The organism is Mycobacterium sp. NAZ190054, from assembly GCF_001545925.1.
Taxonomy (GTDB): Bacteria; Actinomycetota; Actinomycetes; order Mycobacteriales; family Mycobacteriaceae; genus Mycobacterium.
In genome coordinates, this window is sequence record NZ_LMVQ01000112.1 from 22,109 (window position 1) to 38,710 (window position 16,602).

At 67.1% G+C, this 16,602-nt stretch carries 18 protein-coding genes and 1 pseudogene; 8 read left to right on the forward strand and 11 right to left on the reverse strand.

Going from position 1 to position 16,602, the window contains the following annotated elements:
- Positions 1-66: 66 nt before the first annotated feature.
- From ASJ79_RS09720 to ASJ79_RS09740, 5 genes and pseudogenes are all read left to right on the forward strand, one after another.
- A complete protein-coding gene (locus tag ASJ79_RS09720) occupies positions 67-546 on the forward strand; it encodes an ArsI/CadI family heavy metal resistance metalloenzyme (protein WP_067954581.1) in 480 nt (159 codons plus the stop codon).
- Between the two features lie 186 nt (positions 547-732).
- Positions 733-1,887: an MFS transporter gene (locus ASJ79_RS09725; protein WP_067954637.1), complete on the forward strand. Its 1,155-nt coding sequence runs from the start codon at positions 733-735 to the stop codon at positions 1,885-1,887.
- Positions 1,888-1,918: 31 nt separating this feature from the next.
- Positions 1,919-2,296 carry a helix-turn-helix transcriptional regulator gene (locus ASJ79_RS09730; RefSeq protein WP_067954583.1) on the forward strand — a complete coding sequence of 126 codons (378 nt, stop codon included), beginning with the start codon at positions 1,919-1,921 and terminating at the stop codon, positions 2,294-2,296.
- Positions 2,293-3,386 (forward strand): annotated as a pseudogene (gene arsB / locus ASJ79_RS09735) (ACR3 family arsenite efflux transporter); the annotation flags it as partial. The gene ASJ79_RS09730 and the pseudogene arsB, both read left to right, overlap by 4 nt.
- A 30-nt stretch (positions 3,387-3,416) precedes the next feature.
- Complete coding sequence (locus tag ASJ79_RS09740; RefSeq protein WP_067954588.1) at positions 3,417-4,088, forward strand: arsenate reductase ArsC; 672 nt, start codon at positions 3,417-3,419, stop codon at positions 4,086-4,088.
- Between the two features lie 21 nt (positions 4,089-4,109).
- Here the strand turns inward: ASJ79_RS09740 and ASJ79_RS09745 are convergent, their stop codons facing one another.
- Together ASJ79_RS09745 and ASJ79_RS09750 are read right to left on the reverse strand one after the other, a co-directional pair.
- The gene (locus tag ASJ79_RS09745) at positions 4,110-5,180 is read right to left on the reverse strand and encodes an FAD-dependent monooxygenase (RefSeq protein ID WP_082753749.1); all 1,071 of its coding nucleotides are present in this window, start codon (positions 5,178-5,180) and stop codon (positions 4,110-4,112) included.
- Between the two features lie 110 nt (positions 5,181-5,290).
- Positions 5,291-6,061: an IclR family transcriptional regulator gene (locus ASJ79_RS09750; RefSeq protein ID WP_067954592.1), complete on the reverse strand. Its 771-nt coding sequence runs from the start codon at positions 6,059-6,061 to the stop codon at positions 5,291-5,293.
- A gap of 93 nt (positions 6,062-6,154) precedes the next feature.
- Here ASJ79_RS09750 and ASJ79_RS09755 point away from each other — a divergent pair, with 93 nt between their 5' ends.
- From ASJ79_RS09755 to ASJ79_RS09765, 3 genes are read left to right on the forward strand one after another with little or no spacing between them, the layout of a single operon-like run.
- A complete protein-coding gene (locus ASJ79_RS09755) occupies positions 6,155-7,039 on the forward strand; it encodes an oxaloacetate decarboxylase (RefSeq protein WP_067954594.1) in 885 nt (294 codons plus the stop codon).
- 1 nt (position 7,040) lies between these two features.
- Positions 7,041-8,303: an aconitase/3-isopropylmalate dehydratase large subunit family protein gene (locus tag ASJ79_RS09760; protein ID WP_067954595.1), complete on the forward strand. Its 1,263-nt coding sequence runs from the start codon at positions 7,041-7,043 to the stop codon at positions 8,301-8,303.
- A gap of 2 nt (positions 8,304-8,305) precedes the next feature.
- Positions 8,306-8,854 carry a 3-isopropylmalate dehydratase gene (locus ASJ79_RS09765; RefSeq protein WP_082753756.1) on the forward strand — a complete coding sequence of 183 codons (549 nt, stop codon included), beginning with the start codon at positions 8,306-8,308 and terminating at the stop codon, positions 8,852-8,854.
- A 9-nt stretch (positions 8,855-8,863) separates the two neighbouring features.
- Here the strand turns inward: ASJ79_RS09765 and ASJ79_RS09770 are convergent, their stop codons facing one another.
- The 9 genes from ASJ79_RS09770 to ASJ79_RS09810 form a co-directional block, all read right to left on the reverse strand.
- The gene (locus tag ASJ79_RS09770) at positions 8,864-9,286 is read right to left on the reverse strand and encodes a hypothetical protein (protein ID WP_231750803.1); all 423 of its coding nucleotides are present in this window, start codon (positions 9,284-9,286) and stop codon (positions 8,864-8,866) included.
- Positions 9,283-10,131, reverse strand: coding sequence for an alpha/beta fold hydrolase (locus ASJ79_RS09775; protein WP_067954599.1), 849 nt, complete (start codon positions 10,129-10,131; stop codon positions 9,283-9,285). Before ASJ79_RS09775 ends, ASJ79_RS09770 begins: the two co-directional genes overlap by 4 nt.
- Positions 10,128-10,562, reverse strand: coding sequence for a helix-turn-helix domain-containing protein (locus tag ASJ79_RS09780; protein WP_067954601.1), 435 nt, complete (start codon positions 10,560-10,562; stop codon positions 10,128-10,130). Before ASJ79_RS09780 ends, ASJ79_RS09775 begins: the two co-directional genes overlap by 4 nt.
- Before the next feature lie 129 nt (positions 10,563-10,691).
- A complete protein-coding gene (locus ASJ79_RS09785; protein ID WP_067954603.1) occupies positions 10,692-11,420 on the reverse strand; it encodes a FadR/GntR family transcriptional regulator in 729 nt (242 codons plus the stop codon).
- Positions 11,417-12,310 (reverse strand): dipicolinate synthase subunit DpsA, encoded by an 894-nt coding sequence (locus tag ASJ79_RS09790; RefSeq protein WP_067954605.1) that lies wholly within the window; start codon positions 12,308-12,310, stop codon positions 11,417-11,419. The genes ASJ79_RS09785 and ASJ79_RS09790 overlap by 4 nt, the downstream gene beginning before the upstream one ends.
- Positions 12,307-13,398, reverse strand: coding sequence for an NAD/NADP octopine/nopaline dehydrogenase family protein (locus tag ASJ79_RS09795; protein ID WP_082753757.1), 1,092 nt, complete (start codon positions 13,396-13,398; stop codon positions 12,307-12,309). Before ASJ79_RS09795 ends, ASJ79_RS09790 begins: the two co-directional genes overlap by 4 nt.
- A 5-nt stretch (positions 13,399-13,403) precedes the next feature.
- A complete protein-coding gene (locus tag ASJ79_RS09800) occupies positions 13,404-14,573 on the reverse strand; it encodes a mandelate racemase/muconate lactonizing enzyme family protein (RefSeq protein ID WP_082753750.1) in 1,170 nt (389 codons plus the stop codon).
- Between the two features lie 32 nt (positions 14,574-14,605).
- The gene (locus ASJ79_RS30865) at positions 14,606-15,181 is read right to left on the reverse strand and encodes a 2-hydroxymuconate tautomerase (RefSeq protein WP_082753751.1); all 576 of its coding nucleotides are present in this window, start codon (positions 15,179-15,181) and stop codon (positions 14,606-14,608) included.
- 12 nt (positions 15,182-15,193) lie between these two features.
- Positions 15,194-16,585 carry an amidohydrolase family protein gene (locus ASJ79_RS09810; protein WP_197420153.1) on the reverse strand — a complete coding sequence of 464 codons (1,392 nt, stop codon included), beginning with the start codon at positions 16,583-16,585 and terminating at the stop codon, positions 15,194-15,196.
- Between the last annotated feature and the right edge of the window lie 17 nt (positions 16,586-16,602).

A 16,602-nucleotide genomic window follows, 5' to 3' on the forward strand; every position in this document is an offset into this window, starting at 1 on the left:
TGGCACTCTGAGATCGACGCGTCAGTTCGATATATGTCTCATCCCCCAAGCGGAAGGTCGATCATCATGTCCCGCGTTCAACTCGCTCTCAATGTCGATGATCTCGACGAGGCGATCCTGTTCTATTCCAAGCTGTTCAACACCAGCCCGGCGAAGGTGAAGCCGGGCTATGCCAATTTCGCGGTGGCGGAGCCGGCGCTGAAGCTGGTGCTGCTGGAGAACCCGGGTAAGGGCGGCAGCATCAACCACCTCGGCGTCGAGGTCGAGTCCAGCGACCACGTGCATGCCGAGATCGCCCGCCTGACCGGCGAAGGTCTGTTCACCGATGAGGAGATCGGCACCACGTGCTGCTTCGCGACCCAGGACAAGGTGTGGGTGACGGGCCCGGGCGGGGAGAAATGGGAGGTCTACACCGTGCTGGCCGACTCCGACACCTTCGGCACCAGCCCGCAACATCCCGACGACTCCGCCGAGGACAAGGATGGGGTGTGCTGCGGCAGCTCCGCCCCAGCGGGTGAGCCGGCGGGCACGGCGCCCTGCTGCTGAGTACCGTCCTAGACGGTTGCCCCACCCCCCGATGCGGGGGTGGGGCAACCGGCGACAGCAGCGCTTCGAGGGGATAGGTTGACGGATCCATTCTCGGGCCCCGTCGGCACCGGCCGCCGGGACCGTGGCCGGACGGATTGCGCAGCGGCGCACGCCGGGACGCTCAGTGATGCGGTACTCCGCCGCATTCTGGCGACATTGTGTCTCACCCAGATCACCAGCTGGGGCGTGCTGTACTACGCCTTCACCGTGTTGTCGGTGCGCATCACCGATCAGACCGGCTGGTCTCAACCCGCGGTCACCGCGGCGTTCTCGGCGGCGCTGGTCACCTCGGCCCTGACCGGGATCCTGGTGGGCCGTCGGCTGGATCGACACGGCCCGCACGTGGTGATGACGGCCGGCTCGGTCCTCGGCCCGCTGGCCCTGGCCGGTGCGGCGGTCTCACCCAACTTCGGGGGGTTCGTCACGGCCTGGCTCGCCGCCGGAGTCGCGATGGGCGCGGTCCTCTATCAGCCGGCGTTCGCGGCGTTGACCCGCTGGTACGGGCCGCGCCACGTCCGAGCGCTGACTGTGCTGACCCTGGTCGCCGGCCTGGCCAGCACGGTGTTCGCGCCGCTGACCGCCCTACTGGCTGATCATTTGGATTGGCGCACCACCTATCTCGTGCTCGCCGCGGCCCTGGCCGTGATCACGGTGCCCGCGCACTTCTTCGGCCTGCGCCACCCGTGGCCGCCCGCGCCACATTCCCATCATGCCGATTCGCCGACCACCACCACCCGCAGCCGCGCCTTCATCGCGTTGACCGCGGCGATCGCACTGGCCGCCTGCGCCTCCTATGCGATCATCGTCAACCTCGTGCCGTTGATGACCGAACGCGGCATCAGCACCCAGGCCGCCGCCCTCGCGCTCGGCTTGGGTGGCGTCGGGCAGGTGTTGGGCCGCCTGGGATACGGGGCCTTGACCCGGCGATTGGGCGTGCGGACCCGCACCGTGCTCATTCTGTCCGCGATCGCCGTCACCACCGCCCTGCTCGGGATGTTCACCTCACTGATCGCACTCGTGGTCGTGACGGTCCTCGCCGGCTTCGCGCGCGGGATCCTGACGCTGCTGCAGGCGACGGCCGTCACCGACCGATGGGGCCCGACACATTACGGTCACCTCAGCGCCGTCATGGCAGCCCCGGTCACCGTGGTCACCGCGCTGGGCCCGTGGATCGGCGCGGCGCTGGCCAGCCTGCTCGGCGGATATGCGCCGATGTTCGTGCTTCTCGGCGTGGTCGCCGCGCTGGCCGCCCTGCTCAGCCTCGCCGGTTCCCCCACCCGCCGCCAGTTGTTCACTTGACCATTGATTCGATATCCATCAATATCGATGAATGTCGAATTCGTCGCCGGAGCTCGTGCCCGCACCGGACGCATGCTGCCCGCCCGGCGCGTTACTGCGTGAACCGCTCTCCACGGCAGAAGCGGCGAGCATGGCAGTCAAGCTGAAGGCTCTGGGCGACCCGGTACGCCTGCAGTTGTTCTCGGCGATTGCCAGCCACGTCGGCGGCGAGGCCTGTGTCTGTGACATCTCGGCGGGCCTGGACGTGTCGCAGCCGACCGTGTCTCATCACCTCAAGGTGCTGCGCGATGCCGGTCTGCTGACCTCGGAGCGTCGGGCGTCGTGGGTCTACTACGCGGTGGTGCCCGAAGCGTTGGCCAGCCTGGCCGTCCTGCTCGGTACCGACACCTCCGCAGCGGTGCCGGCATGACCGACACCACGACGCCACCGCCGTCGGTTGTCGGCAAGCTCTCGACCCTGGACCGGTTTCTGCCGCTGTGGATCGGTGCGGCGATGGTCGCCGGTCTGCTGCTGGGCCGCTGGATCCCCGGGCTCAACACCGCGTTGGAAAGTGTTCAGTTCGACGGGATTTCACTGCCCATCGCGCTGGGCCTGTTGATCATGATGTACCCGGTGCTGGCCAAGGTGCGCTATGACCGTCTCGACACCGTCACCGGCGACCGCAGACTGCTGCTCTCCTCGCTGGTGTTGAACTGGGTGCTGGGCCCGGCGCTGATGTTCGCGCTGGCCTGGCTGCTGCTGCCCGACCTGCCCGAATACCGCACCGGTCTGATCATCGTCGGCCTGGCGCGCTGCATCGCGATGGTCATCATCTGGAACGACCTGGCCTGCGGGGACCGGGAAGCCGCCGCTGTGCTCGTCGCGCTGAACTCGATCTTCCAGGTGGTGATGTTCGCGGTCCTGGGCTGGTTCTACCTGTCGGTGCTGCCCGGCTGGCTCGGACTCGAACAAACCACCATCGACACCTCACCGTGGCAGATCGCCAAATCCGTGCTGATCTTCCTCGGTATCCCCCTGGTGGCCGGTTACCTCTCCCGCCGGCTCGGTGAGAAAGCCAAGGGGCGTGACTGGTACGAAACGCGGTTCCTGCCGCGCATCGGGCCGTCGGCGCTCTACGGCCTGCTCTTCACCATCGTGATTCTCTTTGCCCTGCAAGGCGATCAGATCACCACCAATCCGTGGGACGTGGCCCGCATCGCACTGCCGTTGCTCGCGTATTTCGCGATCATGTGGGGCGGCGGCTACCTGCTGGGCAGCGTGCTCGACCTCGGCTATGAGCGGACCACCACTTTGGCGTTCACCGCCGCCGGCAACAACTTCGAACTGGCCATCGCCGTCGCGATCGCCACCTACGGTGCCACCTCCGGGCAGGCCCTGGCCGGCGTCGTGGGCCCGTTGATCGAAGTTCCCGTACTGGTGGCGCTGGTCTACGTCTCGCTGGCGCTGCGCCACCGGTTCACACACCACACCTCCCTGAATACCTCCCGGGATCAGCCGATCGACCCGACGACGAGAACGGAAACGGCTCCATGACCGACAGCCCCGTCACCCACCAACTCCGCGACAGCCTGTCCATCGACCAACAGCTGGCCCTGAAGACCGCCGCGACCCGGCTGCACGGCGAGTTCGACGGCACCTTCGGCACCGAAACCATCGAACGGTTCCTGCACTCCTCCTACGACCAATTCGCCGGCCGCGCCACCGTTCCCCACTTCCTGCCGCTACTCGCCGAACGGTTCGCCCGTCAACGGCTGCACGCCCTGGCAAGAGTCGAGGGCAAGATCACCGACGGCAAACCGACCGTGCTATTCCTGTGCACGCACAACGCCGGCCGCTCGCAGATGGCCCTGGGATTCTTCACCCACCTGGCCGGCGACCAGGCCGTCGCCTGGTCGGGCGGGTCCGAACCCGGCGACGAAATCAACGCTGCGGCGGTCGCGGCCATGGCCGAAGTCGGCATCGACATCACCGGCGAATACCCGAAACCCTGGACCGACGAGATCGTGCAAGCCGCCGACGTCGTCATCACCATGGGCTGCGGGGACGCCTGCCCGATTTTTCCCGGAAAGCGTTACGAAAACTGGGAACTCCCCGACCCCGCAGGCCAGGGCCTCGACGCGGTGCGCCCGATCCGCGACGACATCGAGGAACGCGTCCACCGGCTGCTGACCGGTCTGAACGTGTCGCTCACCCGCCGGTAGACCTCGCCGCGACCGCACCTTTCACCACTCGGCGGGGTATGCCATCCGCCAGCGGCTGACTGACCCGGCCATGAGCCCGAACACGGGGTCCGGTGTCACCCGCAGGGCCAGGTTGCGGGTCTTTTCCAGCCCGGCGAGCCGCGGTGCGGCGAAGTACGCCCCGGCCTTCGACATCGCGTACAGCGCAAGCATTCTGGAGAAACGCCGAGACAGCGCGTCGGTGCCGTGACGGGCCAGGGTGAGGGCGTCTTCCATCGCGAGGGCCGCACCCTGCCCGAATGTGGGTTGCATGGTGTGGGCCGCGTCGCCGATCAGTACCACTTTTCCGTGCACGAGTCGGCGCGGTGGCCGGGCCTCGAAGATCTCCGGGGTGATCATCTGAGCCGGCGCGGCGTCGTCGATCAGCTCCGGCAGTGGTGCCGCCCAGTCCCGGAAGGATGTCAGATCTACCCCACGCAACGAGGTGCCGCCGTAGACATAGGTGCGTCCGTCGGCAAGCGGCAGAATGCCGAACTGGGAGGTACTCCCCCAGATGGTGCCGAAGCCGGTATCGAGTTCGCGGTCGGCGATCCATCCCCAACCCGTGGTGCCGGTGGACCGCAGCCTCGGTGCGTGCGGCCACAGCGCTCGTCTGACCACGCCGCGGGGACCGTCGGCGCCGACGACGAGATCGAACCTGTCAGCGCGGTCACCGATCTGCAGCGATCCATCGGGCTCCGCGCCGACCACGGCAGCCGAGTAGTGCACACACTCCGCGGGCAACTGTTCGGTCAGCCAGCGCAGAAGCTGGCTTCGCGGCACGGTCGCGTACTCACGCCCACCGGTGAGCTGAGCCAGGGTGCTGCGAACCAGTATCCGGCCGTCGGCGCTGCGCACGGTCGCGGGGACGTTCGCCCATGGTCGGGTCGACAACCGGCTGCGTAGACCCAACATCGACAGACACGCCAACGCGTTCTGAGCCAGCGAGATCGCCCCGCCCGCTGTGGACGGCCCGCTTTCCTTCTCGAACACGGTGACGTCATGGCCGTCGCCCCGGAACGCGATCGCGGCGGCCAGACCCGCGAACCCGCCGCCGACAATCCCCACACGCACACCGATAAACTACAGCGCGTAGTAGCGGTCTGTGGGCGAATTCGCAATATCGCCACCTGGAGGGTAGGTGCGGCTCCAAAGTCGTTGTACTGCAAGATAATAGCGTTTGCCTAGAGATCGAGGGCGTTGACCGTGGCGCCTGGATTGGGCCCCAGAAGCGCGGCGAGGCGCGGGCTGACATCGCGGCACGCGCCCTGGAGTGGGCGCACCAGACGGACCAGGGCCTGACGTGGAAGACGTGCGGCCGGACCGGCGATCGTCATGGACCCGAGCGCGAGTGGCGGGTCAACCTGATCCTCGGCCTGTGCGAGCAGCGGGACGGACACCCCGTTGATGCCGGGATGATTCTCGCCGTAGGACATTTCGTAGCCGCGCCGGCGGATCTCGGCGAGGTGTTCCGGGGTGATCCCGTCGAGGTCGATGCCACCGAGCTCGGATTCGGGCAGATGGGCGAGGATGATGCGGCCGCTGGCGCCGGACGTCAGCGGTGACCGCTCCCCCAGCACGCCCGCCGGGTCGACGACCGGGCCGGACGGTGCAGGGACACCGAGGACCAGCACGCGGAAATGGCCCGCGCGCAGATGCACGATGGCGGCCTCACCACTGACGGTGGCGAGCCGCGCCACGACGGGATACATCACCCGCAGCATCGCCGGTCGCGGACCGATGAGGGTCGCCAGCGCGACTGATCGGCTGGCCAAGCGATACCCGGACCGCCCGAGGTGGTGCAGATAGCCCTCGCGCTCGAGAGCCTGCAGGAGCCGGAAGGCATAGGACTCGGAAAGGCCGGCGCGCTCGGCGATATCGCGCAGGGTGGCCGGTTGGCGCATCCCTGCGAGCGCTTCGAGCAGTTGAAGTCCGCGCAGCGCCGTCGTCGCCACAGGACGATGTTACTTGCTGATCCAGCAAGTTGAGTAGTGCGCGGACGAGTGACTCCGTCCAATGGGTGCGTGATGCCAATCCAGGGAGAGGCGATGACCACCACGGCTCGTGCGCGGTTACGTGAACTGCTCGACCGCAAGCAGTTGATCGTCGCCCCCGGTGTGTACGACGTAATCTCGGCACAACTCGCCAAACGGACCGGCCACCCCGTTGCCTACCTGACCGGCGCCGGCGTCGCCGCGTCCGGGTTCGGGCTGCCCGATATCGGGCTGCTCACCCAGACCGAGATGGTGGAACGCGCCAGGATGGTCGTGCGGGTGCTCGACGACGTGCCGCTGCTAGCCGACGCGGACACCGGTTACGGGGCCCCGATCAACGTCATCCGCACCGTGCGGGAATACCAGGACGCCGGCGTCGCCGCGATCCAACTCGAAGATCAGGCTTTTCCGAAGCGGTGCGGTCACCTGCCGAACAATGAACTGGTCGGTGCCGACCACTTCGTGCGCACTCTCGCCGCCGCGTTGGAGACGCGAACCGATCCCGGCATGCTGGTCATCGCCCGCACCGATGCCCGTGGGCCGCTAGGCCTCGACGAAGCGATTCGACGCGCCAACCGGTACGCCGCCGAAGGAGCCGACATCCTGTTTGTCGAAGCGCCGCAAAGCGATCGCGAGGTCGAGCAGATCGCCCGCGAGGTCAACGCCCCGCTGTTGCTCAATCTCGTGATCGGCGGACTCACCCCCGAGCAGTCCGCAGAGCGGCTCCAGAAGCTGGGCTTCGCCATCGCCATCCATCCCTCCGCGGTCCTGGGCCCGGTCGCGCTCGGGGCGCTCACCGCGCTGTGCCGACTGCGGGGCGTCAGCGTCGACGAGTTCCTACCCACCACGCCGGAACAGTTCTTCAACCTTGTCGGCATGGCTGAATGGTTCGCCCTCGCAGAGAGATACCAGCCGGGCGCGGCAGGACAGGAGACCTGAGATGGGCATGACGATGATCGAGCGAATACTGGCCCGCAAGGCCGGCATTCCGGAAGTCCACGCAGGCGATACGGTCACCGTCGAAGTGGACATGACCGTGCTGATCGATCTGCAGTTCGCCACCATGTGGATGCAACCGCTGAAGATCAACGATCCGGCCAAGGTCGCGATCGTGATGGATCATGCCGTGCCGGCCCCCACCATCAAAGACGCCGCCGGCGGCCCCAAAGCCCGCCGGTTCGCCCGAGATTTCGGGATCGAGCGCTTCTATGACGTCGGCCGTCACGGCATCTGCCACCAGGTCATCGCCGAGAACGGGCTGGCCCGTCCGAGTGAGATCCTTGCCTGCACCGACAGTCACACCTGCGCCGGCGGCGTCTACAACTCGGCCGCACGCGGTTTGGGCCCCGCGGAGGTGTACTCGGTCCTGTGCACCGGGCGCACCTGGTTTCAGGCCGCCCCCACGATCCGTTACGAACTGACCGGGGCGCTGCCGGCTGGGGTCAGCGGCAAGGACGTCTTCCTGTACATCGCCGACGAGTACGGCGACGCCACCAACCGCAACCTGGAGTACGGCGGGCCCGGGCTGGGCACCGTCCCGCTGAACGATCGGCGCACCATCGCCACCCAGGGAGCGGAGGTCTCGGCCGACTTCTCCACCTTCGCCTACGACGACGTGCTGGCCGAACAGTTCCGCGCGCTTGGCATCACCGACTACGAGCCGACCTACGCCGATTCCGACGCGGTCTACGACGAGGTCCGTCACATCGACCTGTCGGCACTCGTGCCCTACGTCGCGCGCCCGGGAACGGTGTCCCACAACGGAATTCCGGTCGGTCAGATCGAACCCCGCAGGATCGACCAGGCTTTCATCGGCTCGTGCGCCAACGGTCAACTCGACGACCTGCGCATCGCCGCCGACGTGCTGCGCGGCCGCCACGTTGCGCCCGGTGTGCGGCTCATCGTCACCCCGGCCAGCCAGCAGGTCTACCGTGACGCGCTGCGGCTGGGTTACCTGCAGGACATCGCCGATGCCGGCGCCGTGGTCACCAACGCCACCTGTGGGGCGTGTTTCGGCTACCACATGGGGGTCGTCGGGCCTGGCGAGGTCTGCCTGACCTCCAGTACCCGCAACTTCACCGGCCGGATGGGCTCGGCCGAGGCCGAGATCTACATGGCCTCCAGCGCCACGGTGGCTGCCTCGGCCGTGGCGGGACACATCACCGACGCCAGGGAGGCCATGACACCATGCGCACGAACCTGACGGTGACCGGGCGTGTCTGGGTCTTCGGTGATGGCCTCGACACCGACGCCATGTACCCACCGGATGCGATGAAACTCGACCTGCCGGAGGCGGCCCGGATGGTCTTCCACGCCGTGCGGCCCGGATGGACCGGCCAGGTTGCTTCCGGCGATATCGTGATCGCCGGCAAGAACTTCGGGATCGGCTCGTCGCGGCCCGTCGCGGCACTCTTCGACCAACTCGGTGTCGCGGCACTGGTGGCCGAGGAATTCAACTCCCTGTTCTTCCGCAATGCCGTCAACGCCGGCCTGCCCGCGATGGCCGTCCCCGAGGTCACCTCCGTGTTCACCGACGGTGACATCGGCACGTTCGATCTGCGTACCGGGCACTGGAGTAACGACACCACCGGCGCCGGCGGCGTCGTGCCGGTGATGCCCGAGCTCATCCTCGACATCCTGGCCGGTGGGGGCGTCTTACCCCGGCTGGCCGAACAGGGCTATCTGCCCGCCGAACTCGCCGACGTACTCCGCTCGCCAGCCGTCACAGCGGCTGGACTCGGCAGCGGTGCGTGAGGGCCGAAGTTATCGGAACGGCGCTGAATTCGAGCCGGACAGGTCGGGTCGATAACTGCGCAGCAGCTCGGCCTGGGCAATCAGACGGTCCGCCGCCTCGAGGTGACCGAACCCGCGATAGCGGTCGGCCTCGCGCAGTGAGCTGTCGATGAGCTCGTCCAGCACGGCGGCGACGTCTTCGACGGACAGGTCGCGCCGCGCGACGTCTGCGGCCCCCAACCCCGCCGAAGCCCCGGCGATGCGCCCACTGGCGGGCGCGGGTTCGTCGCCCACCCCGACGGCTTCTGCGTTGTCGATCGCCGCGATCGCGACGCGCAACGCACTGGCGACGTCGGCGCGCCGAGCTTTGAGCGCCGCGCGGAGATCCCGCCGCATCGCGTCGCGCACATCGGGCTGGTCGCGGCAACCGCCGGCGGATCCGGACGTCGTCACCGGCGTGCCGACCCGGTGAGGAACTCGTCGATCGACGAGCCGTCGTCCACGAGCGCGTGGCCGGCTTCGGGCACCACCGTCAAGCTGGCGTCGGGCAACAGGCGCTTCACCCGCCGGGCTGTGTCGCGCGAGTCGAGTATCCGGTCGCGTGCCCCCAGGACCACCAATGTCGGTGTCTGCACAGTCCTCAACTGTTCGTCTGTGAAGACTGGGAGCCGATCGCGGCGCGGCCGGTAGTGCTGTTGGGTCAGCGCCATGTAGTCGATGAAGTCACCGAGATCGGGTGAAGGCCCCAGAATCAGCCGCACCGCGCTGCGCCGGCCGCGCTGACCCAACGCCAGCAGAAACGCCGAGGCGAGCACCGCACCGTACTTCTGCCTCCCGATACCGCCCGGAGCGCGCAGGACAAGCCGGTCGACCCGGTGCGGGCGCCGGATGGTGTAATCCAGTGCCAGCCAGCCTCCCAGCGAGGCGCCGACGAAGGCGGCGTGGGATATCCCGAGGGCGTCGAGCACGTCATCGAGCCATTCGGCGTAGGCGCCCGACTGCAGGGGCGGGCGTGACGGGGCACTCAGCCCGGGTTCACCGATGACGTCGACGAGGTGAACCCGGTGGGTCTTCGACCAGCGCTCGGCCTCGGCCAGCCAGATCGTGCTGTCGGTGCCGGCGCCGTGCAACAACACCACCGGGGAGGCCTGTTGCGGCCCGCACACGGTGACGAACGTGTCGCCGTGGCGCGTCGGCACGGTGCGGTGTTCGGCCGGCACCGGCCAGTTGTCCAAGTGCTCGCGGTAGCGCTGTTCGACGGCCCGCTGTCCGGCCGGTGTCCGGTAGATGCCGCTCATTGCGGTTCGGTCTCCTCGGTAAGGGCGCTGATCAAAGTGATCGCCTTGGCGGTGTCGTCGGCATCGCCGACCAGGATGACCTTGAGGTTCTCGCGGGACTCGTCATAGACGACCTGCACGTGCAGGCCACGGCGAGCAGCCGAGGCGCTCGACGCGGCGCCGACCACATGCGTGGCCACCCGGTCCATCGCGGATCGCCCGATCCCGTCGATCGTCACAATCGCCGAAACCTCCGTCCGTGCTGAGGCGGACGCCGGAACGGCGCCGGGACACCCACCGATGAACTCCTCCAGGTCCTGGGCGGCGATGCGGTACTGCTTGCCGATCCGCACCGCCGGCAGCCGGCCCTGACGCACGTAGCCACGCACGGTGCGCACGTGTAGGCCGAGGATGCCGGCGACCTCTTCAGCTGTGTACCACCCAGGCGCCATCGACCTCATCCTTCCCTATGCTGCCCTGTAAAGACTCACTATAGGTAATAATAGAGAAGGTCAGTGGGTTTCCGGGGGCGGCCGGCCGAAGCGCACCGCGAAGCTCGCGGCCCGTCGCCGCTTAACGGTTCAGCCTCGCGTGTCCTGGTTGAGGCCGGACAGGAGTTCCCGAACACGAGCGATGTGGGCCGCTGCGGCTGTGCGTGCGGCCTGGGCGTCGCCGACGTCGATCGAAGCAAGAATTGCCTCGTGTTCACAGACCGAGAGGTCGAGGCGACCTGTGGGAGTGAAGCCCACTGAGCGCGCCTCGCGCAGATGCTGATGTAGTTCGCCCAGCAGATCGATGAGCAGTGAACTGCCGCTTGCCTCTGCGACGGACAAATGGAATGCGATGTCAAGGTCGGCCAACGCGTTCAGATCGCGCTCGCCGGCTTCGACGGCGGCTACGAAGGCTTCATGGGCACGTCGGATCGCCGCGCGCTGGCGCTTGTCGGCGCGGGTCGCCGCCTCGCCTGCCGCCAGTTCGTCCAACGCGCCGCGCACCAGCATCATGTCCATCACTTCGGCACGGTGCTCGCCCAGCCATTTGAGCACGTCCACACTCGGGCGCCGCACCGTCGCTGTCACGAAATACCCGTTGCCATGCCGCACTTCAACGAGGCCGACGGCTTCAAGGGAACGCATCCCCTCGCGGACACTGACCCGGCTGACTCCGAGCATCTCGGTGAGTTCGCGTTCAGAAGGCAGCTTGGCTCCGACCGGATACAGGCCGTTCTTGATCGCGTCGGCGAGTTGATCCCGTACCTGGTCGGCCCGCGAACGGGACGGCAACCGGGTGAAGTGACCCGGGCTAGTCACGATGACACCACCTGCCGCATCCGTTCGATCCTAGTGCGCACACCGTGCCACTGACTTCCACCGACCGTGACTGGTGCCCGCCGACCCATTCCCCGCGCCCAGACCGCCCGATGGCCCATGTCGGCGGCAACTGTCAGGTCCACACCTCCCGGCGGGGCTGCCACGTCGACCACCAGCGAACCGGTTGGCAACCGCTTGAGAACGTCTTCGGTCACCACCCGGGCGGGCACCGTGGAGAACAGCATCGAGGCTTCTGCGGCGGTGTCCGCGAGCTCGGTCAGCGGGGCGCTGTTCAGGTGAGCGGCGTACGCCGCAGCGCGCTGCACCGGATTCCGCGCCACCACCGTCACCCGTGCGCCCAGGGCCCGCAATGTCGTGGCAAGCCGTGCGCCGATGTTGCCGAACCCGACCACGACGACCGATGCGTCGTTGAGGGAAACCCTGGTGTTCTCGATGGCCACCCGCAGCACGCCCTCGACGATCGCAGGCGCACGCAGCAGCATCAGTTCCTGATCGTCCTCGTATTCATCGAGTACAGCCCCCGCGGTGGCCGCCGCCGCCCGCAACGCACCATCGGCCCTCCCCAGAACGACATGTGCCGGAGATGACATCAGCCTCAGCAGCTCGGCGGTGATGACGATCGGCGGGGTGTGCTCCGGGGCGAATATCGATCCGTCCAGGGCGATGCCCGGAATGGGCAGCAACAGTATGTCGGCGCCGTCTACCGCGGATTCCAGGTCGGCCGCGCTCTGCACACCGGTAATCGGGCCCGTGGCGCCGATGAAGCCGTACGCGCGCACCCGGGCACCGGTTTCGGCCGCGAGGCGGGCGATCTCCTGTTCGCGCTCGTCGCCACCCACCACGGCGATGGTCAGATCATTCCAGCTCACAGTGCACCCTTCGTGACAAGATCGAGTAACTCGTCGGTGCTGCCCGCCTCGAGTCCGACATCCCGCAACCGGAGTCCGTCCCGTTTGGCCGCGCCGTGTGTCGCGCAGTCGACAAGGTGCAGCAGCGCTGTTGCGACCGGCATCTCGATGTGCGCGATCGCGGCAAGCTCCAGCATCGGCACCACTGCGAACGCGAAGTCTTCACGGTAGTAACGATGTTCGAGTGAAGCCGGCGCCATGATCGAGGCGTTGGCACGACCGGTGGACACCGCGATACGCAACTGGTCTTCTGCGGTGCCACTGTCGGGTACCGCATCGACGGTACCGATGGCCAGCATTTCCTGCACCAACGGGTCAAGGGTGTGGCCGAACGCTGTTGCAAGGGCGAGGCGCTCCTCGTCCAGCCGTGTCATCACTGTGGCGACAGCGGGCGTGGTGGCTTCGGCGTAGTAGGCGAACTGCCCGCCCGTCGCCTCCACCCAGGCGGCGGCGAGCACTGCTGCCGGGGGGTGCAGAACCGCGTTCACATTGGCCAATCCCGTGGCGAAGACGTCTGGTTCCGGTCGGCAGGACGGCCACAGCTGTGTCGCGAATGTAAGTGCGGTGTCGTCGGTTCCAAGAGTCGCGGCTCGCACGCGTCGAGCGGTGCCCGTTATCCGCACTTCCGGGCCGTCGCCGCAGCGCGCCACGTAGGTCAGGGTCGACAGCTCGGCGATCGGAGGGCGCTCGATGCCAAGTCTGGCGAACCGTGACGCCACGTGCGCCGCGCCCAAGGTGTGACCGGGATTGAGCAGCAACGGAACCCGACACCCGAGTCCAGCCAGATCGTCGGCCAGCGCCCGGTGTGCCAGGGCCGGTAGACATACCACTGCCACTTCGGCTCCGTCGACTGCTTCGGCCAGCTCGGTGGTGATGACAGGAAGCGGGGTGAACGTCTCGCCCAGGACACCGCTGGCATGGACGCCGCCGGCTTCACGATAGGGCTTGAGCGTGGTAGCGCTACGGTTCCACAGCCGCACCCCGTGTCCGGCGGCTGTGAGTTCGACGGCGGCCGACAGCCCTCCCGCTCCGGCGCCGAGCACGGCCACGGTGCTCACAAGGTCGCCGTCTCGTCTGCGTACTTTGTCAGCTTGACGGTGTCGACCTCGATCCCGAGGCCCGGCGTATCGGGGCAGATCAGGCTACCGTCGCGGAACTCGAACGGTGTGGTGAGTACGTCGTCGAGGTAATAGACGCCGGCCGTGCGGGGCCCGTCGGACCCCTCCACTGCCGTCACCGAGCACACGCTCGGCAGGATCGCCCGTTCCATGGCCACCCCGAGGTGGAGGTTGGCCGCGGTGCCGATTCCGAACTCGATCGATCCGCCGATATCGTGATACATCCCCAGTGCGGCGGCGAGTTCAGCCTGCTGTCGGGCCCGCCACAGGCCGCCGGGTTTGGTGACGTAACAGCTGAAACACTCAGCCGCACCATGCTGGTGTAGCTCGAGGATGTCGTGCACCGTCCACGCTGATTCGTCGGCCATCACCGGCACGTTGATTCGGCGAGCAACCTCGGCGAGTCCACGCATCCCGGCCAGCGGCTGTTCACACAGCAGCAGATCGTACTCCTGCTGCCGCAAGGTGACCCGCACAGCCTCGGCAATACTGGGATATCCCTCGTTGCCGTCCACGCGCAGTTCGATTGTCGGCCCGACGAGTTCGCGCATTCGCCTCATCAACTCGACATCCCGATCACCGTCGATGCCGGTCTTGAGCTTGAAGACGGTGATACCCTCGGCCACAGCGACTTCCGCTTCCGACAGTGCATCCCCGATCGGCATCAGGCCCAACGAGTGGGTGATCCGCACACCGTCGCGCCGCCTTCCGCCGAGCAGTGTGTGGACCGGAACCCCAAGTGCCTTGCCGGCGATGTCGTGGCAGGCGATGTCGATCGCGGCCTTGGCGTACGGTGCACCCTTGGCGACTCGGTCCATGGCCGCGTGGACGACGCTGATCTCGCGGGGGTCCTTACCGCGCACGGCCTCGAACAGGTAGTCACGCACAAGAGCGAGAACGGTCTCCGGTGACTCTCCGCCGTAACGCATCTGGGGCCCGCCCCACGTCGGTATCGCCGGCGTCTCACCCCATCCGCTGATGCCCTCGTCGGTGTCGAGTCGAATGATCGCGTGGTGACCGATGCGCCGGTGGGTGTTCCCTGACCAGGAGTGCACACGACGTAGCGGCAGGGTGACCAGGTGGATCTGCCCGCCGGTGATCTGCATTGGTTCCTCTCAGGGTTGAGTTGGTGTCGGCATCACGTGCCGGGAGCATCACCGATCATCTCGATCTTGTTGCCGTCGGGGTCGAGTAGGTACAGGCTCAACCCGTAGCCGCTCGGTTCAGGTCCGGCTACGATCGTCACATTCCGGTCCTTGGCGCGGTTGGCGATCTCGTGCAGGTTGCGAGCCCGGAAGGCGATGTGCTCCACCGGGTTCCCACCCTCCGGGCGCCCCGTGGTGAGACCCAGGCCCTGGTGCGTGACCACCAGCGGGCGACCATCTCGAAAGTCCTCGCGTTTGCGCACCGTCAGCCCCAGGAAGCCGAGATAGAACTCTTCGGCGGCGGCGAGGTCGGTGGTCTGGAGCAGTAGGTGACCGATGCCGTAGATCACCGGCGGCTTCTCGCTGCCGAGCACACTGTGCCGCTCGGTGTCCGCCCCGAGGACTCCGGCCCGAGACCAGTCTTCAGGTGCGTACTCGGATATGGCGACGTGGAAATGCTCGGGGTTTGCCCCGGCATGTTCCACCATCGCCTCGGTGATGGCCTTGGCGAGCCGTCGTTTCTGCTCGACGCTGCGGCCCTCCCACATGTGTACGGTGACGAACGGCATGTATCTCCTTCGTTAGTTGTAGAGAACGGTGGTCGTCGGGGTGTCCGAGCCCAAACCGGCCCGGGACACGATCGCTCGGGCACGGTCTCGCGCCTCGATCCGGAGTGCCTTCTCGTCCAGCGAGAGCACGGCCCCGTCGAGGTAGAGGGCCGTCCCGTCGACCCACGTCTCGGAGATGCTGGCGGTGCTGGCCGACCAGACCAGCGCGAGAACCGGATCATCGAAGGGAACCCAGTCGTGGTGGTCAAGATCCCACAGAACGAAATCGGCCTTCTTGCCTGCTTCGATCGAGCCGATCTGGTCGTCCCAGCCCAGTGCCTTGGCTCCGTCGATCGTCGCCATTCGCAAGGCCTTTCGAGCACCTATGAGAGATGCTTCGCATCGGGCGTCTTTGAACATGCCGGCGACTACCGACATCTGTCGCATCAGGTTCAAGTTGCCCGACGCGGCCACCCCGTCGGTACCCAGTCCGACGGTCACTCCGGCGTCGATCATCTCCGGGTAGTGGCCCAACGGTGACGAAGCGCCCTTGCCCAGCTTGAGTGAGGAGAAGGGACAGAAAGCAACGCTGGTCCCGGAATCTGCGAGTAGGTCGACCTCGGCGCCGGCGACGGCCACCGCATGAGCCAGTACCAGGTTCGGCCCGAGCCCGCCGTGCTCGCTGATGCGGGTTACCGGCCACCGCCCATACTTCTGCTCGCTGACGTGTGCCTCTTCAATGCTGCTGGCCAGATGGTAAGTGGTGCCGACCCCGAGCTCGGAGGCAAGCGCGCGGGCACCGACATGTAGCTCCAGCGAGCATGGCTCTTTGCCCTCGATGTTGACCCAGCACCGAATTCGACCGTTTGCGTGGCCGTTCCATCGCCGTACCGCGTCGCCGAGAACGTCGAGTGCCTCGACGTGATCGCCGAAGAAGTGGTGTCGCACCATCTCTTCGGACCAACCGCGCGGTAGCTCCGGTGGTGGTCGATCTGCCGCATGCCGTCCGACGATTCCCCGGATACCGATCTCGGCGGCGGCCCTGGCGGTGATTCCCGGATCGTTCTGGGCCCCCATGTCAAGGAAGCAGGTGGTGCCGTTGCGGAGCATCTCGGCGGCGCCCAGGCTCACGCTCACGCTCTCGTCCTTGGGGCCGACGCTCGCGTAGAAAGGCTTGGCCCAATGGAAGACCCAGGTGCGTGTCGAGATGTTATCGGGAAACACCGCACGCGAGAGTGTTTCGGACAGGTGCACGTGAGAGTCGACGAATCCGGGGCTCAACCCGCGATTCTGGGCGTTGCGCACCACGTCGCCAACTGTCGGTGGATGCTCGTGCAGGACGTCGTCCGTTCGTCCGACCGCAACGATGATGTCGCCGTCGATCAGTACGGCGGCGTCCCGTAGGACGGTGTCGGAGGCATCCACGGTCACCACCCAGTCGA

Bases quoted from the DNA above. Each gene is read 5' to 3' on its own strand.
- ASJ79_RS09755 (WP_067954594.1), top strand. From the start codon at position 6,155: ATGACCACCACGGCTCGTGCGCGGTTACGTGAACTGCTCGACCGCAAG.
- ASJ79_RS09720 (WP_067954581.1), top strand. From the start codon at position 67: ATGTCCCGCGTTCAACTCGCTCTCAATGTCGATGATCTCGACGAGGCG.
- ASJ79_RS30865 (WP_082753751.1), bottom strand. From the start codon at position 15,181: ATGCCGTTCGTCACCGTACACATGTGGGAGGGCCGCAGCGTCGAGCAG.
- ASJ79_RS09760 (WP_067954595.1), top strand. From the start codon at position 7,041: ATGGGCATGACGATGATCGAGCGAATACTGGCCCGCAAGGCCGGCATT.
- ASJ79_RS09730 (WP_067954583.1), top strand. From the start codon at position 1,919: ATGTCGAATTCGTCGCCGGAGCTCGTGCCCGCACCGGACGCATGCTGC.
- ASJ79_RS09800 (WP_082753750.1), bottom strand. From the start codon at position 14,573: ATGCAGATCACCGGCGGGCAGATCCACCTGGTCACCCTGCCGCTACGT.
- ASJ79_RS09775 (WP_067954599.1), bottom strand. From the start codon at position 10,131: ATGAGCGGCATCTACCGGACACCGGCCGGACAGCGGGCCGTCGAACAG.
- ASJ79_RS09740 (WP_067954588.1), top strand. From the start codon at position 3,417: ATGACCGACAGCCCCGTCACCCACCAACTCCGCGACAGCCTGTCCATC.
- ASJ79_RS09780 (WP_067954601.1), bottom strand. From the start codon at position 10,562: ATGGCGCCTGGGTGGTACACAGCTGAAGAGGTCGCCGGCATCCTCGGC.